22 protein-coding genes are annotated in these 23780 nt (G+C 67.8%); 20 read left to right on the top strand and 2 right to left on the bottom strand.

The features are described 5' to 3' along the window. The 18 genes from I2487_RS11115 to I2487_RS11030 all read left to right on the top strand — a co-directional run. A partial coding sequence (locus I2487_RS11115; protein WP_518523716.1) for a diaminopimelate decarboxylase family protein occupies positions 1-501 on the top strand: 501 nt, incomplete at its 5' end. 56 nt (positions 502-557) lie between these two features. Beyond that, the gene (locus I2487_RS11110) at positions 558-1907 is read left to right on the top strand and encodes a homoserine dehydrogenase (RefSeq protein WP_207171158.1); all 1350 of its coding nucleotides are present in this window, start codon (positions 558-560) and stop codon (positions 1905-1907) included. Positions 1908-1967: 60 nt separating this feature from the next. Further along, positions 1968-3077: a threonine synthase gene (thrC, locus tag I2487_RS11105; RefSeq protein ID WP_207171138.1), complete on the top strand. Its 1110-nt coding sequence runs from the start codon at positions 1968-1970 to the stop codon at positions 3075-3077. A 23-nt stretch (positions 3078-3100) separates the two neighbouring features. Next, on the top strand, positions 3101-4216 hold the full coding sequence (gene thrB / locus I2487_RS11100; protein ID WP_207171159.1) for a homoserine kinase: 1116 nt from the start codon (positions 3101-3103) through the stop codon (positions 4214-4216). 307 nt (positions 4217-4523) lie between these two features. Further along, positions 4524-6710, top strand: coding sequence for a transcription termination factor Rho (gene rho, locus I2487_RS11095; protein WP_207171139.1), 2187 nt, complete (start codon positions 4524-4526; stop codon positions 6708-6710). 142 nt (positions 6711-6852) lie between these two features. Next, positions 6853-7935, top strand: a complete 1083-nt coding sequence (gene prfA, locus I2487_RS11090) for a peptide chain release factor 1 (RefSeq protein WP_207171160.1) — start codon at positions 6853-6855, stop codon at positions 7933-7935. 5 nt (positions 7936-7940) lie between these two features. Further along, positions 7941-8918, top strand: coding sequence for a peptide chain release factor N(5)-glutamine methyltransferase (gene prmC / locus I2487_RS11085; protein WP_207171140.1), 978 nt, complete (start codon positions 7941-7943; stop codon positions 8916-8918). Then, positions 8906-9649, top strand: coding sequence for an L-threonylcarbamoyladenylate synthase (locus tag I2487_RS11080; RefSeq protein WP_207171141.1), 744 nt, complete (start codon positions 8906-8908; stop codon positions 9647-9649). The genes prmC and I2487_RS11080 overlap by 13 nt, the downstream gene beginning before the upstream one ends. Then, positions 9646-10794 (top strand): MraY family glycosyltransferase, encoded by a 1149-nt coding sequence (locus I2487_RS11075; RefSeq protein ID WP_207171142.1) that lies wholly within the window; start codon positions 9646-9648, stop codon positions 10792-10794. The genes I2487_RS11080 and I2487_RS11075 overlap by 4 nt, the downstream gene beginning before the upstream one ends. A gap of 289 nt (positions 10795-11083) precedes the next feature. Beyond that, positions 11084-11875 (top strand): F0F1 ATP synthase subunit A, encoded by a 792-nt coding sequence (gene atpB / locus I2487_RS11070; protein ID WP_207171143.1) that lies wholly within the window; start codon positions 11084-11086, stop codon positions 11873-11875. A 135-nt stretch (positions 11876-12010) separates the two neighbouring features. After that, positions 12011-12214, top strand: coding sequence for an ATP synthase F0 subunit c (locus I2487_RS11065; RefSeq protein ID WP_036476452.1), 204 nt, complete (start codon positions 12011-12013; stop codon positions 12212-12214). A gap of 81 nt (positions 12215-12295) precedes the next feature. Further along, the gene (locus tag I2487_RS11060) at positions 12296-12865 is read left to right on the top strand and encodes a F0F1 ATP synthase subunit B (protein WP_207171144.1); all 570 of its coding nucleotides are present in this window, start codon (positions 12296-12298) and stop codon (positions 12863-12865) included. Beyond that, the gene (locus I2487_RS11055) at positions 12865-13674 is read left to right on the top strand and encodes a F0F1 ATP synthase subunit delta (RefSeq protein ID WP_207171145.1); all 810 of its coding nucleotides are present in this window, start codon (positions 12865-12867) and stop codon (positions 13672-13674) included. The genes I2487_RS11060 and I2487_RS11055 overlap by 1 nt, the downstream gene beginning before the upstream one ends. An 89-nt stretch (positions 13675-13763) precedes the next feature. Next, positions 13764-15392, top strand: a complete 1629-nt coding sequence (atpA, locus tag I2487_RS11050) for a F0F1 ATP synthase subunit alpha (protein ID WP_036476448.1) — start codon at positions 13764-13766, stop codon at positions 15390-15392. A gap of 57 nt (positions 15393-15449) precedes the next feature. Then, entirely contained in the window at positions 15450-16343 is an 894-nt protein-coding gene (locus tag I2487_RS11045) for a F0F1 ATP synthase subunit gamma (RefSeq protein WP_207171146.1), read from the top strand. A gap of 69 nt (positions 16344-16412) precedes the next feature. Beyond that, positions 16413-17873, top strand: a complete 1461-nt coding sequence (atpD, locus tag I2487_RS11040; RefSeq protein WP_036476444.1) for a F0F1 ATP synthase subunit beta — start codon at positions 16413-16415, stop codon at positions 17871-17873. 2 nt (positions 17874-17875) lie between these two features. Beyond that, positions 17876-18142, top strand: coding sequence for a F0F1 ATP synthase subunit epsilon (locus I2487_RS11035; protein ID WP_207171147.1), 267 nt, complete (start codon positions 17876-17878; stop codon positions 18140-18142). A 235-nt stretch (positions 18143-18377) separates the two neighbouring features. After that, positions 18378-18956: a dihydrofolate reductase family protein gene (locus tag I2487_RS11030; RefSeq protein WP_207171148.1), complete on the top strand. Its 579-nt coding sequence runs from the start codon at positions 18378-18380 to the stop codon at positions 18954-18956. A 67-nt stretch (positions 18957-19023) separates the two neighbouring features. Here the strand turns inward: I2487_RS11030 and nucS are convergent, their stop codons facing one another. Then, positions 19024-19716, bottom strand: a complete 693-nt coding sequence (nucS, locus tag I2487_RS11025; protein ID WP_207171149.1) for an endonuclease NucS — start codon at positions 19714-19716, stop codon at positions 19024-19026. A gap of 104 nt (positions 19717-19820) precedes the next feature. Between nucS and I2487_RS11020 the strand changes: the two genes are divergently transcribed. Then, positions 19821-20132, top strand: coding sequence for an Rv1322 family protein (locus I2487_RS11020; RefSeq protein ID WP_036476440.1), 312 nt, complete (start codon positions 19821-19823; stop codon positions 20130-20132). Between the two features lie 81 nt (positions 20133-20213). On the opposite strand, the gene I2487_RS11015 is transcribed toward I2487_RS11020, so the two are convergent. Beyond that, on the bottom strand, positions 20214-21512 hold the full coding sequence (locus tag I2487_RS11015; RefSeq protein ID WP_345941405.1) for an AI-2E family transporter: 1299 nt from the start codon (positions 21510-21512) through the stop codon (positions 20214-20216). A 146-nt stretch (positions 21513-21658) separates the two neighbouring features. Here I2487_RS11015 and I2487_RS11010 point away from each other — a divergent pair, with 146 nt between their 5' ends. After that, positions 21659-23755 carry a hypothetical protein gene (locus I2487_RS11010; RefSeq protein WP_207173046.1) on the top strand — a complete coding sequence of 699 codons (2097 nt, stop codon included), beginning with the start codon at positions 21659-21661 and terminating at the stop codon, positions 23753-23755. Positions 23756-23780 lie beyond the last annotated feature (25 nt).

Genomic DNA, 23780 nt, shown 5'->3' with positions numbered 1-23780 from the left:
CATGCGCTGCGCGTGCCGCGGATCTCGATCGAGCCCGGCCGAGCGATCGTCGGACCCGCCGGGGTCACGCTCTACCGGGTCGGCGTGCAGAAAGACGTCCAGGTCGACGCGCCCGACGGCAGCACCACCTCCAGACGCTACGTGGCCGTGGACGGCGGCATGAGCGACAACGCCCGCGGCGTGCTCTACGACGCCGACTATTCCGCGGTGCTGGCCTCACGCCGGGTGACCGGAGACCACACGCTGTCTCGCATCGTGGGCAAACACTGCGAGTCCGGCGACATCGTGGTGCGAAACGTATACTTGCCGACGGCGACGGCCCGGGATGATCTCCTTGCCGTTCCCGCCACCGGCGCGTACTGCCACTCGCTGTCGAGCAACTACAACTACCTGACTCGACCCGCAGTGGTCGCCGTCGCAGACGGCGCCTCCCAGGTGCTCATCCGCCGAGAGACCGAGCAGGACATGCTCGGGCGCGACACCGGCTTTGCCGCAGGCTGAGACACAGCACGCGCGCAGCGCCGGGAACCGAACAGGCACGAGGGATTGAGGTCATGATGTCCGCAGCAAGGAGCACCGCCGAGCCGCTGAAGATCGGCCTGCTCGGCGCCGGCAACGTCGGCGCCCAGGTCGCACGCACCCTGGTCGAGGGGCGGGCGCTGATCTCCTCGCGCGTGGGGGCCCCGGTCAAGCTGATCGGCGTCGCCGTGCGCGACGTCGAGGCCCCGCGGGACTGGAAGATCCCCGGCGAGCTGCTGACCACCGACGCCGAGGCGCTGGTGGACGAGGCCGATCTGATCATCGAACTGATGGGCGGGATCGAACCTGCCGGCACCCTGGTGGAGCGCGCCCTGCGCGCCGGCACCGCCGTGGTGACCGGGAACAAGGCGCTGCTCGCGGTCCAGGGCGGCAAGCTCAGCCAGGCCGCCGCCGAATCCGGGGCGCTGCTGCGCTTCGAAGCCGCCGTCGGCGGTGCCATCCCGATCCTGCGCCCGATCCAGGAGTCGCTCTCCGGTGACCGGATCACCAAGGTGATGGGCATCGTCAACGGCACCACCAACTACATCCTGGACCAGATGGACTCCACCGGCGCCGCGTTCTACGACGCGCTGCTCGAGGCTCAGCGGCTCGGATACGCCGAGGCCGACCCCACCGCCGACATCGAGGGCCATGACGCCGCCGCCAAGGCCGCGATCCTGGGTGCGCTGGCGTTCCACGCGCCCTTCGACATCCACGACGTCTACTGCGAGGGCATCTCCTCGGTCACCGCCGAGGACATCGAGGCTGCGGCCGCCTCCGGTTACGTGATCAAGCTGCTGGCGATCGTGGAGAAGAACGACGACGGCGCCATCCTGCGCGTCCACCCGACCCTGCTGCCCCGCACCCACCCGCTGGCCAGCGTGCGCGGCGCCTTCAACGCGGTCTTCGTGGTCGCCGAGAACGCCGGAGAGCTCATGTTCTACGGCCAGGGCGCCGGCGGTCTGCCGACCTCCTCGGCCATCATGGGCGACGTCGTCTCCGTGGCGCGCCGGCTGCACAGCGGCCCGGAGCACCCCGGGACCATCGAGACCAACGGCGACTCCCAGTCCGTCCGGGCGCTGCCGGTGGATGAGGCCTACACGCAGTACTACATTGATATGGAAGTCGCTGATCGTGAGGGAGTGATCGCCGAGGTCGCTCGCGTGCTGGCCGATCATCACGTCTCCATCGAGTCGATGCGACAGCCCGGCAGCGTCTCCAGCGACGGCGAGGTGGACACCGAGGGGGCACGGGAGCGCGGCGCCGTCGTGCAGATCGTGACCCACCTGGCCAAGGAGAAGGACCTCTCCGACACCGTCTCCACGCTTCGGGCCCTGGACGTGGTCAAGTCAGTGAACTCGGTGCTGCGCGTTGAGGTCGAGCAGTAACCCTGGGTCCAGTCCCGCCCGAGCAGTTCCCACCCGCTTGACGATGAAGGAGCACCCACCGTGGCGCACCAATGGCGCGGAGTCATCCGTGAATACGCAGACCGACTCCCCGTGGAGCAGACCACCGAGGTCATCACCCTGGGAGAGGGCGGCACCCCGCTGGTCTACGCCCCGGCGCTCTCCGAGCTGGTCTCCGGCACGGTCTACCTGAAGGTGGAGGGGATGAACCCCACCGGATCCTTCAAGGACCGCGGCATGACGATGGCGATCACCGCCGCGGTGGCCGAAGGCGCCAAGGCTGTGGTCTGCGCCTCCACCGGCAACACCTCCGCCTCCGCCGCGGCCTACGCGACCCAGGCCGGACTGACCTGTGCGGTGCTGGTGCCCGCAGGCAAGATCGCGATGGGCAAGCTCTCCCAGGCGGTGGCCCACGGGGCCGAGCTGATCCAGGTGGACGGCAACTTCGACGGCTGCCTCGACATCGCGCGCAAGCTCTCCGAGAACTACCCGGTGTTCCTGGTGAACTCGGTGAATCCGGCACGCATCGAAGGCCAGAAGACCGGCGCCTTCGAGGTCGTGGACGCACTCGGCGACGCCCCGGACTACCACCTGCTCCCGGTGGGCAACGCCGGGAACATCACCGCGTACTGGAAGGGCTACCAGGAGTATTCCCGGCCCTGGACGAACCCCTACGAGGGTGCCGACGGCGCGGAGCTCGCACCGGTCTCCAGCCACACCCCGATCATGTGGGGCTTCCAGGCGGAGGGCGCAGCGCCCATTGTCATGGGTCACCCGGTGACCGAGCCGGAGACCGTCGCCACGGCCATCCGGATCGGCAACCCGGCCTCCTGGGAGAAGGCGGAGACTGCTCGCGATGAGTCCGCAGGAGTCATCGAGTCGGTCACCGACCAGGAGATCCTCGCCGCGCACCGCTGGCTCTCCGCGAAGGAGGGCGTCTTCGTGGAGCCCGCCTCGGCCGCCGGGGTCGCCGGACTGATCAAGAAGCACTCTGCCGGGGAGGTCCCGACCGAGAAGACGATCGTCATCACGGTGACCGGGCACGGCCTGAAGGACCCCGACTGGGCGCTGAAGAACGCCGACGGCTCCGACGTCACCCCGACCATGGTCCCGCAGGACGTCGAGACCGTGGCCCGGCAGCTGGGGCTCTGATCCTCATGAGCGGGCAGTCCAGCATGCATAAGCTCGGTCAGGGTCTCGCCCCGGAGCAGGCCCTGGCCCCTTCGGCGGCCACGCCGCCCACGGCAGGCAGCTCGGCAGGCGCTCACGAGTCGCCCCAGCTGCGCGAGCCGCTGAGCGCACCGAGGTCCTTCCACCTCAGGGTTCCCGCCACGTCGGCGAATCTCGGCCCGGGCTACGACAGCATGGGCCTGGCCCTGGGACTCTTCGATGAGATCACCGTCCACGCCGCCCCGCGGCGCGGTGCGCAGGCCCAGGTGGAGATCACCGTGGAGGGCGAGGGCTCCGAGACGCTGCCCCGTGACGCCTCCCATCTGGTGGTCACCCTGGTCGAGAAGATCCTCAACGCCAAGGGCTTCAGCCTCCCGGACCTCGAGGTCCGCGCGGTCAACAACATTCCGCACAGCCGCGGACTCGGCTCCTCCGCCGCGGCGGTCGCCTCGGCGGTGATGACCGCGGACACGTTGCTGCCGGAGGGGTTGAGCGAGGACGAGAAGCTGCAGATCGGTTCCCGGATCGAGGGCCACCCGGACAACTACGTGCCGGCGCTGCGCGGGGGAGTGGCGATCTCCTGGCAGGACGCCCCGAACGCGCTGTCCTCCGGATCAGAGGCGCCCGGATCCACCCTTGACACCGGCGACGGCGCCTTCCGCACCGCACCGCTGATCCCGCACCCACGGCTGCGCACCGTCGTGGCCGTGCCGAACTTCGAGCAGTCCACCCAGGTGGCGCGCGATCTGCTCCCGGCACAGATCGATCACTCCGCCGCCGCGCAGAACTCTGCGCGCGCCGCACTGCTGGTCCACGCCCTGACCAGCGCACCGGAGCTGCTGCTCGACGCCACCGAGGACGCGTTGCACCAGCAGCAGCGCCGTCCCGCCTTCCCCGGGTCCATGGCCCTGGTGGACGGACTCCGAGCCGCCGGGTTCGCCGCCGTGATCTCCGGCGCAGGACCCTCGGTGCTGGTGCTTGCCGACTCCGACGCCCAGGCCAGCGCCGCGGCGCAGCGGATCTCCGCGCTCGGCGGACCCGACGCGCAGGGCCACGTGTTCACCCCCTCAATCCTGCCGATCGCCGGCTCTGGTGTTACAGTGGAGGCACATCAGCGTTGACGGCGTGCTGAGCACGCTCGCTCTGCCGGGTCGGTCGAATCGGCCTCAAGAGATCACCATGATGTTCCTTCGCGCAAGCCGCGCTTTTTTCCTGAGCGCTGGACGGTGCCGACTCCTCGACAGAGCGATCCGGCAGCGACCTGCGATGATCCCACTCCCCGCCGGGGACGCGGACCGTGCAAGAAATCTCCCTAACGCTGTATGCGCGAAAAAACAGTAATAAGCCAACGGACTTCTGACGCTCCGTTGAAGACACCGCAGGACGGCGCATCCGCCGGGCCTGCCTGACGAGGGGGAAGGAACCTTCGTGACAGAAACCACCGCTGAGACCACTGCGACTCAGAGCCCCGAGAAGGCCGAGTCCGCTGCACCAGAGCCCAAGAGCTCCGGGCTGGCCGGTCTGAAGCTCGCTCAGCTGCAGGCGCTTGCCTCCCAGCTGGGCATCACCGGAAGCTCCCGGATGCGCAAATCCGCCCTGGTGGAGGCCATCTCCTCGCACCAGCGTGGTGGCGCCGTCGCAGAGCGTGACAAGCAGCAGGACAAGGCGGCCGCCGAAGGTCGCCAGAACGACGCCGCCAAGGGCGGCAGCGACCAGCAGAGCGCCGGCTCCGAGGAGCCCGCCGCGAAGCGCCCGAACCGCCGCCGGTCCAAGGCCGAGCCCAAGACCGAGACCAAGGCGAGCGAGTCCGGCGCAGAGCAGAACGGCTCGCGCACCGACGTCGCCGAAAACGCCCCGAGCGGCGGGCCCTCGCGCGGCGAGAGCTCAGGCGAGAACGCGCGCACCGAGGGCGGCGGCAACGATCGCCGCAGTGCCCAGCAGGACGGTGCTCAGCAGAGCGGTGCCCAGCAGAACAGTGCTCAGCAGAGCAACGATCAGCAGGCTGGCGAGGGCAGCAGCACCGAGGACGGCGAGTCCCAGCCCCGCGGACGCAACCGCAACCGGCGCAACCGAGACAACAGCGGCCGTGACGGCGGCCGCGGAGGCCGCGACAACAACCGCAACGACGGTGGTCGCGAGAGCAACCGCAACGACGGTGGACGCGAGAACAGCCGTAACGACCGCAACGACGGTGGACGCGACAGCAATCGCAACGACGGTGGCCGTGAGAACAACCGCAACGATCGCAACGACCGCAACGACGGTGGCCGCAACGATCGCAACGAGGGCGGTCGCGACAGCAACCGCAGCGAGGGCGGACGCGATGAGGAGCGCCGCAACCGTCGCAGCCGCAATCGCAACGACCGCAATGACCGCAACGATCGCAATGACCGCAATGACCGGGGCGATCGCAACAACCGCCGTCGCGGCCGCGATCCCGAGGTCGATGACACCGAGGTCACCGAGGACGACGTCCTGGTGCCGGTGGCAGGCATCCTGGATGTGCTCGACAACTACGCCTTCGTGCGGACCTCGGGCTACCTCTCCGGACCCAACGACGTCTACGTGTCCCTGGCCCAGGTCAAGCGGCACAACCTGCGCAAGGGCGACGCCGTCCACGGGCACATCCGCGCTCCTCGCGAAGGTGAGAACCCGCAGAAGCGGGCGAAGTTCAACGCGCTGGTGAAGCTCGACGCCGTCAACGGCCGGCCCTCCGAGTCCAACACCGACCGGGTGGAGTTCAGCAAGCTGGTCCCGCTGTACCCGCAGGATCGTCTGCGCCTGGAGGGTGACGCCAAGGACATCGCGCCTCGCGTGATCGACCTGATCGCCCCGATCGGCAAGGGCCAGCGCGGCCTGATCGTCTCCCCGCCCAAGGCCGGCAAGACGATCATCCTGCAGGCTCTGGCGAAGGCGATCAAGATCAACAACCCTGAGGTTCACCTCATGATGGTCCTGGTCGACGAGCGCCCCGAGGAAGTCACCGACATGCAGCGCACGGTCGACGGTGAGGTCATCGCCTCGACCTTCGACCGCCCGGCCGATGACCACACCACCGTGGCCGAGCTGGCCATCGAACGCGCGAAGCGTCTCGTGGAGCTGGGCAAGGACGTCGTCGTGCTGCTGGACTCCATGACCCGACTGGGTCGCGCCTACAACACTGCGGCCCCGGCCTCGGGCCGGATCCTCTCCGGCGGCGTCGATGCCAACGCGCTCTACCCGCCCAAGCGGTTCTTCGGCGCGGCGCGCAACATCGAGAATGGTGGTTCGCTGACCATCCTCGCCACCGCGCTGGTGGAGACCGGATCCAAGATGGACGAGGTCATCTTCGAGGAGTTCAAGGGCACCGGCAACATGGAGCTGCGCCTGTCCCGCCGCCTGGCGGACAAGCGGATCTTCCCGGCCGTGAACGTGAACGAGTCCTCCACCCGTCGCGAGGAGAACCTTCTCTCCCCAGAGGAGGTCAAGATCATGTGGAAGCTGCGTCGCGTGCTCTCCGGACTCGAGCAGGAGCAGGGTCTGGAGCTGCTGATCAACAAGCTCAAGGCGACCCAGTCCAACGCCGAGTTCCTGATGCTTGCATCGAAGACCACGCTCGGAGACAAAGGCAACTAGCCGCAGCACCAGCTGAAGCCCGGGGAGAGCGCCGCTCTCCCCGGGCTTCGCCTGTACCAGCCCGTTGCGCCCGCGCTGCGTTCGCGCGCCAGCCCAGGAAACGAGAGAGAATCCAGTCATGGACGAAGAGATCAACGCCCGGATGTTCGACTCCGTATCGACGCTGCTCACCGAGCACGCCGAGCTCCAGGAGCAGCTCGGCGATCCGCAGGTCCACGCCGACCAGTCCCTGGCGCGTCGGCTGGGGCGCCGCTACGCGCAGCTCAACGGTGTGGCCGAGGCGCACAAGACCTGGAAACAGCTCAGCGAGGACCTGGCGACCACGCAGGAGCTCGCCGAGGAGGACTCCGAGTTCGCCGCGGAGATCCCCGGGCTCACAGCCCAGCGCGAGGAGGCCGCCGCGAAGCTGCTGCGCATGCTCATCCCTCGCGATGAGAACGATGTGCGCAACGTGATCATCGAGATCAAGGGCGGCGCCGGCGGCGATGAGGCGGCGCTCTTCGCCGGGGACCTGCTGCGCATGTACACCCGCTACTCCGAGGCTCGGGGCTGGAAGACCGAGATCATCTCCTCGACCCCCTCAGATCTGGGAGGCTATAAGGATGTCCAGATGGCCATCAAGTCCTCCACCAATGACCCGGCCCAGGGCGTCTACGCCCACCTGAAGTTCGAAGGCGGTGTGCACCGGGTGCAGCGGGTGCCCGAGACCGAGTCCCAGGGCCGGATCCACACCTCGGCCGCCGGAGTGCTGGTCCTGCCCGAAGTCGATGAGCCCGAGGAGCTGGAGCTGAGCCAGAACGACCTCAAGATCGACGTCTACCGCTCCTCCGGGCCCGGCGGGCAGAGCGTGAACACCACCGACTCCGCGGTACGCATCACCCACCTGCCCACCGGGATCGTGGTGGCGATGCAGAACGAGAAGTCCCAGCTGCAGAACAAGGAGGCCGCGATGCGGGTGCTGCGCTCCCGGATCCTGGCCCACCAGCAGGAACAGATCGACGCCGACAACGCCCAGGTGCGCAAGTCCCAGGTCCGCACCATGGACCGCTCCGAGCGCATCCGCACCTACAACTACCCGGAGAACCGGATCGTGGATCACCGCAGCGGGTACAAGGCCTACAACCTGGACACCGTGATCAACGGAGACCTCGAGGCCGTGATCCAGTCCTGCGTCGAGCTCGACGAGCAGGAGCGTCTCGCGGCGCTCAACGACGACCAGGCCTGATCCCGATGCCCGCACACCAGCCGGCTGACCAGCTGCTGAACCAGGCCGCGGCCCGACTCCGCGCCGCGGACGTGCCCAGCCCTCGGGTCGATGCCGAGATCCTTGCAGCCCACGTGCTGGGCGTACCGCGCGGTCGGCTCGCCGCCATGGCGGTGGCGGGCAGCGCGGTCACCGCCGAGCAGGCCGAGAAGCTCACCGACCTCGTGGCCGAGCGCGCCGATCGGGTGCCGCTGCAGCACCTCACCGGACTGGCCCCGTTCCGGCACCTCGAGCTGCGCGTGGGCCCCGGAGTCTTCATCCCACGCCCCGAGACCGAACAGGTCGCCCAGGCGGCCCTGGACCAGCTCGCCCGGATGGCCGCCCAGCGTCCCGCCTCCTGGCGGCCCCGGGTGATCGACCTCGGCACCGGATCCGGTGCCCTGGCCGCCGCCATCGCCGCCGAGCACCCCTCCGCAGAGGTCCACGCCGTGGAACTCTCCGCCCAGGCGGTGGCCTGGGCCGAGCTGAACCTCGAACCGCTCGGCGTGGCCCTGCACCAGCGGGACCTGCGTGAGGTGCCCGAAGAGTGGGAGTCCAGCTTCGACGTCGTCGTCTCCAATCCGCCCTATATCCCTGCCGGGATGGTGCCGCGCGAGGAGGAGGTCCGGGTCCATGATCCCGAGCTGGCGCTCTACGGCGGGGGAGCCGACGGGCTCACCATGCCTCATGCGGTGATCGCCGCCGCCAAACGGCTGCTGGCGCCGGGCGGCTGGTTCATCCTGGAACACGCCGAGTCCCAGGCCTCGGTGCTCGCCGAGCACTGCCGGGCCGACGAGTCGCTGACGCAGGTGAGCACCCACCAGGACCTCACCGGACGAGACCGCGCGACCAGCGCGGTCGCCGGCACTGTCACCGGCACTGTCACCGGCGCTGCCGATGCCGCTGACGCAGGCTCCGTGGCTCACCCAGATCCAGCTCTCGGCGTGGAAGAATGGCGGGCGTGAGCCAGACAGTCGACTGCACCGACCCCGCCTCCCGCGCCGAGGGCATCTCTGCGGCGCAGGACGCGCTCTCTCGCGGTGAAACAGTGGTCCTGCCCACCGACACGGTCTACGGAATCGGCGCCGACGCGTTCTCGCCGCAGGCCGTGGCGGTGCTGCTGGCCGCCAAGGGTCGCAGCCGCGCCATGCCGCCGCCGGTGCTGATCGGAGGCCCCGAGATCATGGACGCCCTGGCCATCGATGTGCCCGAGGAGGCCCGGGCCCTGGCGCAGGCCTTCTGGCCGGGTCCGATGACGCTGATCCTGCATGCCCAGCCCTCGCTGCGCTGGGACCTGGGGGAGACCCGCGGCACCGTGGCGCTGCGCATGCCCGCCGACGAGCTCGCCCTGGACCTGCTCGGCGCGACCGGACCGCTTGCCGTCTCCTCGGCCAACCGCACCGGCATGCCCGCCGCGACCACCATCAGCGAGGCCCAGCAGATGCTCGCCGAATCCGTCTCGGTCTACCTCGACGACGGCGACCGCGGCTCCTCCGAGGCGTCGACCATCATCGACGCCACCGTGACCCCGCTGCGCGTGGTGCGACCCGGGGCGCTGCCGCTCGCCGAGCTGCAGGCCGTGGTCGCCAGCCTGGCGCCCGAAGCCGCGCCTGAGGCAGAGGCCACTGAAGCCCCGGCTCAGGCAGAGACCTCTGAAGCCCCGGCTCAGGCAGAGGCGCCCGACACACACTCATGATCTACTTCCTGGCAGTCCTCGCCGTCTCGATGGTGGTGACCTATCTGCTCACCCCCGCGGTGCGAAGCATCGCGCTGAAGCTGGGCATCTACACCCCGATCCGGGACCGTGACGTGCACAGCCAGATCAAGCCGCGCTGGGGTGGTGTGGCGATGTTCCTCGGGATGGTCGTGGGCCTCGCCGCGGCCTCCACGATTCCCTACCTCAGTGGGATCTTCGCGGATCTGACCCCGGTGCGCGGAGTGTTCGCGGCCATGGTGGTGATCCTGCTGGTCGGCATGGCCGACGACACCTGGGACATCCCGTGGATGCTCAAGCTCGGCGGACAGGTCGGGGCCGCGGTCATCCTGGTGCTCCATGGAATCGCGCTCGAGGTCATGCCGGTGGGCTGGCTGGGGGTGGGCGGTCCGCTGGTCCAGTCGCTGCTGACCGTCTTCGTGGTGGTGCTCACCATCAATGCCTTCAACTTCATCGACGGCCTCGACGGGTTGGCCGCGGGGGTCGCCGCGCTCGGCGGGGCCGCCTTCTTCATCTACAGCTACCTGCTCACGCTCTCGATCAACGCCTTCGACGCCTCGAACCTGGTCACCCTGCTGATGGCGGTGCTGGTGGGCTCCTGCCTGGGCTTCCTGCCGCACAACTTCTACCCCTCGAAGATCATCATGGGCGACACCGGAGCGATGCTGCTGGGACTGGTCATGGCCGCCGGTGCGCTGGCGGTGACCGCCGACGTCGGTCAGCTCGCCGAGGGCTTCAGATTCCGTAACATCCCGGCGTATATGCCGATCCTGCTGCCGCTGGCGGTGACCCTGCTTCCGCTGCTGGACCTGGCGATGGCGGTGGTCCGGCGCACCGCGCGAGGGTCCTCGCCGTTCAGCCCGGATCGCGGGCACCTGCACCACAAGCTGGTCGACGGCGGCTACTCGCACCCGCAGGCGGTGCTGCTGCTCTATCTCTGGTCGGCACTGTTCGCCTTCGGGGCCGTCTCCTTCAACTTCCTGCCCTGGTGGCTGGTCACCTCCGGCATGGTGCTGAGCCTGGGCGCGGCAGTGGTGCTCACGCTGGGCCCCTGGCTCCGGCGTCGAGCGCTGCGGGTCAACCGTGCCGCCGCCCAACGGGCGCTGCGGCAACGGCTGGGCGGCTGAGCCAGCCCCTGGAACCGACCGTGGGCGGGGTGGGACGGCTCGGGGCGAGTGGTGCCCGGCAGTGCCGGGGGTCGTTGTTCTGGTAAGCTTTCGGTGACTTCCCACACTAGTTCCGTGTGTTCTCACACCGGCGTGGGGGAGTTGCCCGTGGACCGTCTTCGGAAGTCTTTCTCGTAGACCGGCGGACCACATACAAGGCGAGACGGAGTTGATCCGGCTTCCGATGCCCGGGGTTGTAACCCACTGACGGACACCGCAGAGAGGACCAGCGTTGCATTCGCTTGCGCCCATGGCCACCAATGAAGGTGGATTCCAGCCGCCCACGATTTCTGAGACGCATCTTCCGGAGATCTTTCCCTGGATGGCGGAGTGGGGGACTGGCTTCGGCAAGAACATGCTGATGGTCATCCTCTCGGTCATCGTCATCTCCTGGTTCTTCATGTGGGCGATTCGGAAGCAGTCCCTGGTTCCCTCCCGCACTCAGTTCATCGCCGAGTCCGGCTACGGCTTCGTCCGGCACACCCTGGGGCGCGACATCCTCGGTGAGAAGCACTTCCGGCAGTGGATCCCGCTGCTCTTCGCGGTCTTCTTCTTCGTGCTGGTCAACAACCTCTTCGGCGCCATCCCGGGCCTGCAGCTGCCGACCTTCTCCCACGCCGGCCCTGCCTACGCGCTGGCCGGAATCATCTGGATCGCCTGGATCGTGCTGGGCTTCAGGACTCACGGACCGAAGTTCATCAAGCTCATGACGGTGCCCTCGGGTGTGCCGAAGTGGCTGCTGCCGCTGCTGGTGGTCCTGGAGTTCCTCTCGAACTTCATCATCCGCCCGCTGACGCACTCGCTGCGTCTCATGGCCGTGATGCTCGCTGGTCACATCATCGTGATGCTCGCCGGCTCCGGCGTCGAGTTCCTCGTCGCCCAGCAGGGCGGCCTGGACGGCTACGGCCTCGGCGCGCTGATCCTGGTGGGCTCCATTCCGCTGTACTTCCTGGAGCTCATCATGATGGTCCTGCAGGCCTTCGTCTTCGCCCTGCTGACAGCGATCTACATCCAGGGCTCCATCGAGGCTGACGCCCACTGATTTTCCTCTATGCGGTTCGGATGACCCGAGAGGGACACCGAGTCACAGCGGCGGACCGGCAGACGCCGGTGAGCCTGACATTGAACCGTCCGCGTGGTACGCACGCCGGACTCGTACAGAAAGTGAGCAACACATATGGACGGCACTCTGAACATGGTCGGTATGGGTCTCGCAGGCTTCGGCGCTGCACTGGCCATCGGCATGATCTTCTCGGCCTACCTCAACGGTGTGGCCCGCCAGCCTGAGGCACAGCGTGTGCTGCAGCCCATCGCCATCCTCGGCTTCGCGCTGGCGGAGGCGGTCTTCATCCTTGCCATCGTCTTCGCCTTCGTGCTCTGACGCTGGTTCGATTCTTCTAGGACGGGCACCGGAGCTCCGGGCCCTCTGAGATCGTCAGACTACTGAAAAAAGGGTGAACACATGATCAGTGCATCTCTGATCCAGGCGGCAGAAGGCGACGCCAACCCATTGCTTCCCAACCCCTGGGAGGCGCTGGTCGTAATACTCGGCTTCCTAGTGCTGCTCTATGTCGTCAAGAAATGGATCGCGCCGGCATTCGAGAAGGCCTATCAGACCCGCATCGAGGCCATCGAAGGCGGCCTCAACGAGGCTGAGAACGCCAAGGCTGAAGCCGAGGCCATGAAGGCCGAGTACGAGAAGAACCTCGGGGATGCCCGCGCTGAGGCGAGCCGGATGCGCGAGGAAGCTCGCGCCGAAGGTGCGCAGATCGTCGCCGAGCACAAGGAGAAGGCCGCCGTGGAGGCAGCCCGCATCACCGAACAGGCCCAGCAGCAGATCGCCGCAGAACGGGCATCGGCTGCGCATTCGCTCAAGGCTGAGGTCGGATCGCTGGCCACACAGCTCGCGAGCCGGATCGTCGGCGAGGCGCTCGAGGACGACACCCGCTCCCAGCGAGTCGTGGATCGCTTCCTCGCCGACCTCGACGCTGATCAGTCAGCTCAGGCTGGCCAGACAGGAGCAGCACAGTAATGGCAGCGGTGACCACCGAATCCCTGGCAGCCGTGCAGCAGGAGCTCGCGCCGTCACTGGCGCAGGCCGACCTCGAGGTCGCCCGCGAGCTCTTCGCTGTCCTGGATGTCCTCGATTCCTCGGCAGGGCTGCGCCGCAGCCTCACCGACCCCTCCCGTGATCCGCAGGATCGGGTCGCGATGGTGCGCAGCCTCTTCGGCGCGAAGGTCAAGGCCACGACGACGGAAGTCCTCGATGCCCTGGTCTCACGTCGCTGGAGCAAGGAACGCGATCTCGGCGATGCCGTCGAGGTCCTCGCCGTCGTAGTGGTAGTGGTGCAGGCCGAGCGTGAGGGCCTGGCAGGACTCGAGAAGCTGGAGACCGCACTGCTGGACTTCCGGCGGACCGTGGCCTCCTCGCACCAGGTGCAGCGTGCGCTGACCGACGCCCAGGCAACCGGCGAGGCCAAGCAGAAGCTCGGTGCGCAGCTCTCACCGGGAGCCAGCGCCGAGGCGCGGCTGCTCATCGATCGCGCCGTGACGTCGCCGCGCGGGCTTCGCCCCTCGCAGCTCGTCGAGCGCTTCACCGAGCAGATCGCAGCCCGCCAGCAGCGCTGGATCGCATTGGTCACCGTCGCCAAAGAGCTGGATCCCAGCTATATGCAGCGGCTCGGGGCAAGCCTGGACCGTTACTTCGGTCGAGAGCTGAAGCTCGACGTCGTGCTCGACCCGGCCGTGGTCGGCGGCATCCGTGTCCAGGTCGGGGATGAGGTGGTCGACTCCACGGTGGCCACCAAGCTCAATGACCTGAACCGGAGACTGGCCAGCTAGTCTTCTTCAGACTGGCTCAACACATACGTGAATCTTTGAACCACCCGGCCGCAGACTGCGGCCATGACTGAGGAGAGCAGGGACTGCAGATGGCCGACTTGACCATCAACGCCGACGACGTCCGCAACGCCTTGAACGATTTCGCCGCATCCTACGATCCCGGCAGCGCAGAGCGCGTCGAGGTCGGACGCGTGATCTCCGCGGCTGACGGCATCGCTCGTGTCGAGGGACTTCCCTCGACCATGGCAAACGAACTTCTTCGCTTCGAAGACGGCACCCTGGGCCTGGCCCAGAACCTCGACACCCGAGAGATCGGCGTCGTGATCCTCGGCGAGTTCTCCGGCATCGAGGAGGGCCAGGAGGTCACCCGCACCGGCGAGGTCCTCTCGGTCCCGGTCGGTGACGAGTTCCTGGGTCGCGTGGTCGACCCGCTGGGCACGCCCATCGACGACAAGGGCGACATCACCCCGGAGGGTCGCCGTCCGATGGAGCTTCAGGCTCCCTCGGTGGTGCAGCGCAAATCCGTGCACGAGCCGCTGCAGACCGGCATCAAGGCCATCGACGCCATGATCCCGATCGGCCGCGGCCAGCGTCAGCTGATCATCGGTGACCGCCAGACCGGCAAGACCGCGATCGCCATCGACGCCATCCTGAACCAGAAGGCGAACTGGGAGTCCGGCGACGTCGCCAAGCAGGTCCGCTGCGTCTACGTCGCTGTGGGCCAGAAGGCCTCCACCATCGCTGCCGTGCGGCAGACGCTGGAGGAGCGCGGCGCGCTGGAGTACACCACCATCGTGGCGTCCCCGGCCTCCGACCCCGCCGGCTATAAGTACCTGGCGCCGTTCGCCGGCTCGGCCATCGGCCAGCACTGGATGTACGGCGGCAAGCACGTGCTGATCGTCTTTGATGACCTTTCCAAGCAGGCTGAGGCCTACCGCGCGGTCTCGCTGCTGCTGCGTCGCCCACCGGGCCGCGAAGCCTACCCCGGCGACGTGTTCTACCTGCACTCCCGTCTGCTCGAGCGTTGTGCCAAGCTCTCCGACGAGCTCGGCGCCGGTTCGATGACCGGACTGCCGCTGGTGGAGACCAAGGCCAACGACGTCTCGGCCTACATCCCGACCAACGTCATCTCGATCACCGACGGTCAGATCTTCCTGCAGTCGGACCTGTTCAACGCCAACCAGCGTCCGGCAGTCGACGTGGGCATCTCGGTGTCCCGCGTCGGTGGTGCCGCGCAGCTGAAGGCCATGAAGAAGGTCTCGGGCACGCTGAAGCTGGACCTGGCGCAGTACCGCGACATGCAGGCCTTCGCGATGTTCGCCTCGGACCTGGACCCCGCCACCCGCCAGCAGCTGGTGCGCGGCGAGCGACAGACCGAGCTGCTCAAGCAGGCGCAGTACACGCCATACCCGATCGAGGACCAGGTCGCATCGATCTGGACCGGCGCCCAGGGTCACCTGGACGATGTCGAGACCGCAGACATCAAGCGCTTCGAGACGGACTGGCTGGACTACCTGCGTCGCAAGACCAACGTGCTGACCAACATCGCCGCCTCAGGCAAGCTGGAGGACGACACCGTCAGCGCGCTGAAGGACGCCATGGTCGCGTTCAAGAAGGAATTCCACGCCGAGGGTGCTTCGTCCATCGTGGGCAACGAGCAGACCGACGCGATGTCCGCCGACGAGATCAGCCAGGAAGAGATTCCCGCCCGCAGCTGAGGTTTTAACCCCCGCTAAGCAGAATCACTTGCTGGACGACATCAGGGAAGGACAAGCATGGGAGCCCAGATTCGGGTCTACCGCCAGAAGATCGCATCGACCTCGTCGATGAAGAAGATCTTCAAGGCGATGGAGCTGATCGCGACGTCTCGCATCGGCAAAGCACGCAGCCGTGCGCGGGCAGCCTCGCCATACGCAGATGCCATCACACGTGCGGTCTCCGCCGTGGCCTCGCAGAACGACATCGATCATGTGCTGACCACGAAGGTGGAGAACCCCACCCGCGCGGCAGTGCTGATCCTCACCAGCGACCGCGGACTCGCCGGCGCCTATTCCACGAACGTGCTCAAGCGGGGCGAAGCCCTGACCAAGCGCCTTCGGGAGGACGGCAAGGAGGTCCGCCCGTACCTCTATGGACGCAAGGCACAGGCGTTCTACGACTTCCGCGAGCGGGAGTATGACCAGGTATGGACCGGAAACACCGACGCCCCCGAGGTGGACCGCGCTCAGGAGATCGGCCGCACACTGGTCGATCGCTTCCTGCAGCCCACCGAGGAGGGCGGCGTGGACGAGCTGTACCTGGTCTACACCGAGTTCCAGTCCATGGTGAAGCAGGAGCCGGTGGTGCGACGTCTGTTGCCGCTGGCCTTCGTGGAGCAGGATGCGGACGCCAAGCACGAGCCCACCCCGCTGTATGACTTCGAGCCCGCCGCCGAAGAGGTCCTCGATGCGCTGCTCCCGCGGTACATCGAGTCCAAGATCTTCGCGGCGATGCTGGAGGCTTCGGCATCGGAGCTCGCAGCTCGCCAGCGGGCGATGAAGTCCGCTGCCGACAACGCGGACGACCTCATCAAGAAGTACACCCTGTTGCGCAACAACGCTCGCCAGGCCGAGATCACCCAGGAGCTCAGCGAGCTCATCGCGGGTGCCGACGCTCTGGCCGCGAGCTAGCCCACGGGTACTCCCGCAGGCCAACAACAGACGTTTTGACATCATCCAAGATCAAGTGAAGTGAGAGAGATGACTGCCACTACTGCAGAGCAGAGCTCCGGAGGAGCCGGTCAGCCGGGTGCGACTGGTCGCATCGCCCGGGTGATCGGTCCGGTCGTGGACATTGAGTTCCCCGCCGACTCCATCCCATCGATGTACAACGCGCTCAACTCCGAGGTCACCCTCGGCGGCGTGACCCGTAAGATCACCTTCGAGGTCGCCGCGCACCTGGGTGACAACCTCATTCGTGCGATCTCGCTGCAGGCCACCGACGGCCTGGTGCGCGGCACCCCCGTGCACGACACCGGATCTGCGATCTCGGTGCCGGTGGGTGAGTCCGTGAAGGGACACATCTTCAACGTCCTGGGCGAGACCCTGGACATGCCGATCTCGGAGCTCGAGGTGACCGATCGCTGGCCGATCCACCGCCCGGCCCCGAACTTCGCCGCGCTCGAGGGCTCCACCGAGATGCTGGAGACCGGCATCAAGGTGATCGACCTGCTGACCCCCTACATCCAGGGCGGCAAGATCGGCCTCTTCGGCGGCGCCGGCGTGGGCAAGACGGTGCTGATCCAGGAGATGATCACCCGTGTGGCCCGCAACTTCGGCGGCACCTCGGTGTTCGCCGGCGTCGGTGAGCGCACCCGTGAGGGCAATGACCTCTGGGTGGAGATGGAAGAGGCCAACGTGCTGAAGGACACCGCTCTGGTGTTCGGTCAGATGGATGAGCCGCCAGGCACGCGTCTGCGTGTGGCACTGAGCGCGCTGACCATGGCGGAGTACTTCCGCGATGTGCAGAACCAGGATGTGCTGCTCTTCATCGACAACATCTTCCGCTTCTCCCAGGCCGGCTCCGAGGTCTCCACGCTGCTCGGGCGCATGCCCTCGGCAGTGGGCTACCAGCCGAACCTCGCGGACGAGATGGGTGTGCTCCAGGAGCGCATCACCTCGACCCGCGGCCACTCGATCACCTCGATGCAGGCCGTCTACGTGCCCGCCGATGACTACACCGACCCGGCGCCGGCGAACGTGTTCGCCCACCTGGATGCGACCACGGAGCTCTCCCGTGCGATCGCCTCGCGTGGTCTGTACCCGGCCGTGGACCCGCTGAGCTCGACCTCGCGCATCCTGGACCCGCAGTATGTGGGGCAGGAGCACTATGACACCGCGACTCGGGTGAAGCAGATCCTGCAGAAGAACAAGGAGCTCCAGGACATCATTGCGATCCTGGGCATCGACGAGCTCGGCGAGGAAGACAAGATCGTCGTCTCCCGTGCCCGTCGCATCGAGCAGTTCCTGTCGCAGAACACCTACACCGCCAAGCAGTTCACTGGTGTGGACGGCTCCACTGTGGCGATCAAGGACACCATCGAGGGCTTCAACGCCATCGCCAACGGCGATCTCGACCACATCCCGGAGCAGGCGTTCTACAACGTCGGCGGTCTCGATGATGTCGAGCGTCTCTACGCCGAGATCAAGAAGCGGGGCTGATCATGGCCGAACTCGACGTCCAGGTGGTCGCCAGCGACCACGCCGTCTGGTCCGGTGCCGCGAAGTCGGTGCGCGGGCGCACCGTGGAGGGTGACATCGGCATTCTGCCGGGTCACACCCCGGTGCTCTCGCTGCTGGCCGAAGGTGACCTGGTCATCAACCCCGTCGAGGGCGCTCCGGTGCGGGCTCGGGTCAGCGGAGGCTTCTTCTCCGTGGACTCCGATCAGGTGACCATCGTGGCGGACAAGGCCGAGCTCGAGGAGAGCTGAGCCTTCTCACCGATCGATCCACCGCATCACCAGGCGGGCCCCCGGACTCCTCACGGAGACCGGGGGCCCGCTTGTCTGTGGGCTGGGGGCCCGCTTGTCTGTGGGCTGGGGGCCCGCTTGTCTGTGGGCTGGGGCCCAGCGTCCGCGCCGGGCCTGAGCCGATCGGGCTGCGATAGATTGGCCCGAACCACCCCAGTCACACCGACTCATCCGCCCGCAGCCTCGGGAGCATGTCATGCGTGAGCTCGTCTATTACATCGCCACCAGCATCGACGGTTTCATCGCCGACCCTGCGGGGGACTTCTCCAGCTTTCCGCTGGATCCACAGACCTTGGATGCGCTCTTCGAGCGCTATCCCGAGACCTGTCCGGTGCACGCACGGGAGGCTCTGGGCGTCACGGGGGAGCCTCGCCGCTTCGACACGGTCCTGATGGGCCGACGCACCCACCAGCCCGCGGTGGACGCCGGGCTTCTCGGTGGTGCCTATCCGCACCTGCGTCAGATCCTGGCAGCGCATCGCGCGCCGGGGCAGGCGCCTGGCATCGAGGTGATCCACGGAGATCTGCCCGCCCGGGTGCGCGAGCTCAAGGCCGAACCTGGCAGGGACATCTGGCTCTGCGGGGGAGCTGAGCTCGCGGGGCAGCTCCTCGGGGAGATCGACGAGCTCCAGCTGAAGATCAACCCGCTGGTGCTCGGCGCCGGCATCCCGCTGTTCAGGGCGGAGGCGACCGCGCACAGCTTCCACCCGGCAGGTCTCGAGTCGCTGCCCGGAGGGGTCACGCTCGCGACGTTCCGCGCCGCAGGCCGCGCCTGAAACACTCTCGACCGCGGCTCCGGAAGCAGCTTCCGGAAACCGCGCGGGGAGGGTTGTCGTTCAGCGGCTAGAAGAGCCGCGAATCGGCGTCGTCGACCCCGCGCATCGCGTCGTAGTCCAGCACCAGGCAGCGGATGCCGCGATCCTCGGCCAGCGTTCGAGCCTGCGGCTTGATCTGCTGGGCGGCGAAGACACCCTGCACCGGAGCCAGCAGCGGATCACGGTTGAGCAGCTCCAGGTAGCGGGTGAGCTGCTCGACGCCGTCGATGTCACCGCGACGCTTGAGCTCCACGGCCACGCTGCCCTGCGGCCCGCGGGCGAGCAGGTCCACCGGACCGATCGGAGTCGGATGCTCGCGGCGGATGAGTCGGTGCCCGGCGCCCAGGAGCTCGATCTGCTCGGCGAGCAGCCTCTGCAGGTCCGACTCCACGCCGTCCTTGACCAGACCCGGGTCCACGCCGAGGTCATGGGAGACGTCCTCGTGGACCTCGCTGATCAGGATGCGCAGCGTGTCATCGCTCTTGGTCGCTGAGACCGTCCAGACCTCGGTGATGCCGGCCTCGCGCTGCTGCGTGTCGGGCTCGGTGACCCGCATCGTGGCCGGCGGGGACATCCAGTTCAGCGGCTTATAGGAGCCGCCGTCGGAATGGATGAGCACGCCGCCGTCGGCCTTGACCATGAGCAGGCGCGTGGCCTGGGCCAGATGGGCGTTGAGCCGTCCGGAATATGACACTGAGCAGGTCGCAATTACCAATCGCACGGTGCCTGATCCTACCCGGTCATCGGGCTCCCGCGGCACGCGCAGCGAAGGGGTCGGCCGAGGTGGTGCGCCGTGAGTCCCGATCACCTGGAAGAATGGCAGCCATGGCCAAGTCTGCGAAGGGACCCGGAAGGCGCGCGTCGAAATGGCAGCGCGAGCACCGGCCGCTGTCCACCGGGGTCTTCGGTCACGGAGCGTTCTCCACCGGGACGGTGCGCCGCCGGGACGGGGAGTACCACGTGCGCCATATCTCCGCCTCTGCCGCACAGAAGAGCTACACCTGCCCGGGATGTCAGCTCCCGGTGCCCGCCGGCACCGCCCATGTGGTGGCCTGGCGTGCGGATTCGATCTTCGGCGATGAACACGCCGCCGCCGAGCGGCGCCACTGGCACAGCCACTGCTGGCGGATCGGCTGAGGCCGGGGAGCCAGCGGGGGAGCCTGCAGGGAAGCCAGCAGGGAAGCCAGCAGGGGAGCCGGCCGGGAGCCAGCGAGGCAGCTAGCGCGCGTCCTGCCGTCGGATGAGCACCTCTCGGGTCAGCAGCATCACCGCGGCCGCGGTCGGGATGGCCATCAGGGCGCCGAGCACCCCGAGCAGCGCGCCGCCGGCGATCACCGAGATCACCACGACGGCGGCGGGGATCCGCACGGCACGCGCCATGATGCGCGGGGAGACGAAATAGGCCTCCACCTGCAGGTAGACGAAATAGATGCCGGCGAACGTCGCCGCGGTCTGCCAGTCCACCGTGAGCGCGACCAGTGTGACCAGGGTGCCGCCGGTGACCGGGCCGACCAGGGGGATGAAGGCCAGCACCCCGGCGACCACCGCGAAGAGCACGCCGAACGGCACGCCGGCGATGCTGATCGCGATGAACGCGACGATCCCGTTGAGCAGCGCCACACCGGCCTGGCCGATCACGTAGTGGCCGATCCCGTCCAGGATCCGGTCCCCGAGGTGCTGGACCCGGTCGCGCTTGGACCGGGGCGCCAAGCGGTAGGCCCAGGCGGTCATCACCGGCAATGAGGCCAGGAAATAGATCGCCAGGACGAACACCACCAGTGCGCCCAGCCCGGTGGTCAGGATCGCGGTCCCGACGCCGAACAGCCCGCCGAGGGCATTGGTGATGTTCGTGGGGTCAGAGATGAACCGGTTGACCTCGGTGTCGATGATCTGCTGGACCTGGAACTCATCTTCGATGCTGTGGAACCACTGCGAGCTGGAGATGTTCTCGACCAGCGCCGGCAGTGAACGCACGAAGGTGGCGGTCTGCTCGGTGACCATCGGGGCCAGGGACGCGATGAAGGTGGCGACGACGGCGAGGAACCCCGTGATCGTGACGGCCACTCCCGCGGGCCGCGGCAGACCGGCCCGCTCCAGACTGCGCACCACCGGATCCAGGCCGATGGCGATGAACAGCGCGGCGGTGATCCACACCAGCAGCTGCGTATTGGCCTGAGCCACGTAGAACACCATCAGGGCCAGGCCGACGCCGAGGGCCAGCATGAATCCGGTGTAGACCGGCCGGGAGGCGTAGGGCGCCGCCGCCTGCGGGTCCGCGGTGGAGACCGGAGGCAGACCGTACTCATCGAATTCCGGCGGAGTCCCCGAGGACCTGGCCGCACGGGCAGAGCGGGCCGAGCGCATGATGCGAACGCTGTTCTGCACGGCTCGCAGACCTCGTTCAGCAGGGAGGCGCACGAACCGAGGGCGACGCGGAGCTGCCGCACCGGCCTGCTCGTCGGTGCCCGGCGGGACCTGGGGGTCCCGCGGATGGGGATTCTGCTCGGACTCTGTCACGGGCTCAGCTTAGCCACGCCCCCGTCGCCGGACACCATCGCTCGGCGAGAAACCTTCCAGCCGCCGCACGGACTGTGATCTTATTGTTATGTTCGGTATCCTAGGGGGTTGAACCCTCGTCTGCCTCGATCAAGGACCTCTCACCCGTGCGTTTCCCCGCTTCCATCATCGCTTTCATCCTGGGCCTGCTCATGGCAGGCATCGGAGTGGGGCTGCTCACCGTCTGGGCCTCCGACGAGGTCCCCACCGCTCAGAGCGAGGAGGTTCAGGACGCCCCGCTGACCGTGATCAACGACGACCTGATCGATCCGGAGGCCGAGCGTGAAGAGTTCACGATCAATGCCGAGGGTGAGTACACCATTGCCCTGGCGCGCACCCAGGACATCGAAGCCTGGGTGGGTGACGCCGCGCATGTGACCATCGGCGCGCTGCGCCAGGGTGACGAGGACGCTCCGGCCACCATCGAGGCCCAGTTCACCGACGGTGAGACCACCGTGCCGGATCCCAGCGGCTCCGATCTCTGGGCCGTCACAGAGACCACCCAGGGTGATCTGCGCTACCGCTGGAGCGCCCCCGATGACACCGGTGAGTGGAGCCTGCTGATCTACCGCGACGGCGAGGAGCCCGCACCCAGCGCGGTCACGGTCGAGCTTCCCGAGGAGGAGGAGAGCCTGCTCGGCACCACGTTGATCGTGCTCGGCGCCCTGGTGATCCTGGTGGGCATCTTCCTGCTCTACCGCGCGCTGGCCGCCCGCCGCCGCGATTCCGCCGCCCCCGCCCCCGCCGTCGCTGCGCCTGCCACGGCCCGGGGCGCCACGGCCACCTCCGCGACAGCCCCCGCCACAGCTGCGGGTGCCACCGCCACCACCGCTCCCGCCACCGCCACCACCGAGGACGAGATGAACCAGACCGAAGGGCAGCGCGAGCACTCCGATCGTGACGATTCGCAGCATGTCGATCCCGCCGAGGAGGAGCTGACCGGAACGCTCGGCTCGATCTCCGCCACCGAGAGCACCTACGACCCGGACGCGCTCCACGAAGAGGACTCGACCGCGGCCGGAGCTGACGCCCGGGAACCCGGCACCCCCGAGGATCCCGAGGCCACCGGCGTCATCGCCCCGGTGGAGACCGAGACGGCAGAGAACGCGGAGCCCGAGAACGGGACCCGGAACACCTCCGAGGACGGCACGGAAGAGGGCCGCACCTGGCGCAGCCGCTCGGTGGCCACCGCCGCGGCGTTCGCGCTGGCGCTGAGCCCGGCAGTGCTCACGGCCGACGCGGAGAACCCCGCAGAGGACCCCGCCGAGGACGACTCTGCGCAGACCGAAGAGGTCGAAGCCGAAGAGGTGGAGGCCGAGGACGGCGAGGACGCCGGATACTCGGTGCTCCTGGAATCCCAGCTGCAGGGGATCGTGGAGGAGATCGCGGAACAGGCGGCCGCGGCGGACGCGGAGTTCGACGCCGAGATGCTCGCCCCCCGCGTGTCCGGAAACGCCGCGCAGGTCCGTGAGCTGACCTACCGCAACCATGAGATCGACGATGAGGTCACCCCCGACGCGATCGGCACCGAGATCCTCAGCGCCGCCGTGACCTCCAGCGCCGAGTTCCCCCGTCAGGCCGTGGTCATCACCCAGGAGGCCGAGGCCGAGATCCCACAGCTGCTCGTCATCGAACAGGAGTCGCCCCGAGAGAACTATGCGCTCACCCAGGCGGTGCTGATGGTCCCGGGCACCGCGTTCCCGGCCATCTCCGCCGAAGACGGCGGCGTGGAGCCGGTGGACCCCGATGACGAGGTGGCGCGGTTCACTGCGAACCATGCCATGGAGCGCGTCGCGGTCTTCCTGAACAACCGGGACTACTACTTCGGCATGAGCGTGGAGGAGAACGCCTATATCGAGGACCTCCAGTCGTACCAGGAGGAGCTCGACGAGAGCGCCGAGGACCTCAGCATCTCCTACACCCGGCCCTTGGTCGGGGAGGGGAGCACCGCGCTGCGCCTGCCGGATGGTTCGGTCATCGCGGTGGGAAGCTTCGACTCCACCACGCAGCTGCGCCCGGAGGACGACGCCTCGATCAATCTCAGCGGAGTCACCGCCGAGCTGGCGGGGACCGACTCCACCACCGAGGACGTGGACATCGTCAACCGTGAGTCGATGATCCTGCATATCCCGGCCGAGGAGGGCGAGCGGGTCGACGTGCTCGGAGTCCACGATATTGTGAACGAGGTCAACGTACTGGACTGATCTCCGCATCTGGAGATCGGTCCGC

It is taken from the genome of Nesterenkonia sp. E16_10 (assembly GCF_017347085.1).
In the GTDB taxonomy this organism is placed as follows: domain Bacteria; phylum Actinomycetota; class Actinomycetes; order Actinomycetales; family Micrococcaceae; genus Nesterenkonia.
This window is presented reverse-complemented; position numbering and strand designations above follow the sequence as displayed.

Coding starts and splice junctions, on each gene's coding strand:
- I2487_RS11110 (WP_207171158.1), top strand. CDS start 558: ATGTCCGCAGCAAGGAGCACCGCCGAGCCGCTGAAGATCGGCCTGCTC.
- thrB (WP_207171159.1), top strand. CDS start 3,101: ATGCATAAGCTCGGTCAGGGTCTCGCCCCGGAGCAGGCCCTGGCCCCT.
- prfA (WP_207171160.1), top strand. CDS start 6,853: ATGTTCGACTCCGTATCGACGCTGCTCACCGAGCACGCCGAGCTCCAG.
- prmC (WP_207171140.1), top strand. CDS start 7,941: ATGCCCGCACACCAGCCGGCTGACCAGCTGCTGAACCAGGCCGCGGCC.
- I2487_RS11080 (WP_207171141.1), top strand. CDS start 8,906: ATGGCGGGCGTGAGCCAGACAGTCGACTGCACCGACCCCGCCTCCCGC.
- I2487_RS11075 (WP_207171142.1), top strand. CDS start 9,646: ATGATCTACTTCCTGGCAGTCCTCGCCGTCTCGATGGTGGTGACCTAT.
- atpB (WP_207171143.1), top strand. CDS start 11,084: ATGGCCACCAATGAAGGTGGATTCCAGCCGCCCACGATTTCTGAGACG.
- I2487_RS11065 (WP_036476452.1), top strand. CDS start 12,011: ATGGACGGCACTCTGAACATGGTCGGTATGGGTCTCGCAGGCTTCGGC.
- I2487_RS11060 (WP_207171144.1), top strand. CDS start 12,296: ATGATCAGTGCATCTCTGATCCAGGCGGCAGAAGGCGACGCCAACCCA.
- I2487_RS11055 (WP_207171145.1), top strand. CDS start 12,865: ATGGCAGCGGTGACCACCGAATCCCTGGCAGCCGTGCAGCAGGAGCTC.
- atpA (WP_036476448.1), top strand. CDS start 13,764: ATGGCCGACTTGACCATCAACGCCGACGACGTCCGCAACGCCTTGAAC.
- I2487_RS11045 (WP_207171146.1), top strand. CDS start 15,450: ATGGGAGCCCAGATTCGGGTCTACCGCCAGAAGATCGCATCGACCTCG.
- atpD (WP_036476444.1), top strand. CDS start 16,413: ATGACTGCCACTACTGCAGAGCAGAGCTCCGGAGGAGCCGGTCAGCCG.
- I2487_RS11035 (WP_207171147.1), top strand. CDS start 17,876: ATGGCCGAACTCGACGTCCAGGTGGTCGCCAGCGACCACGCCGTCTGG.
- I2487_RS11030 (WP_207171148.1), top strand. CDS start 18,378: ATGCGTGAGCTCGTCTATTACATCGCCACCAGCATCGACGGTTTCATC.
- I2487_RS11020 (WP_036476440.1), top strand. CDS start 19,821: ATGGCCAAGTCTGCGAAGGGACCCGGAAGGCGCGCGTCGAAATGGCAG.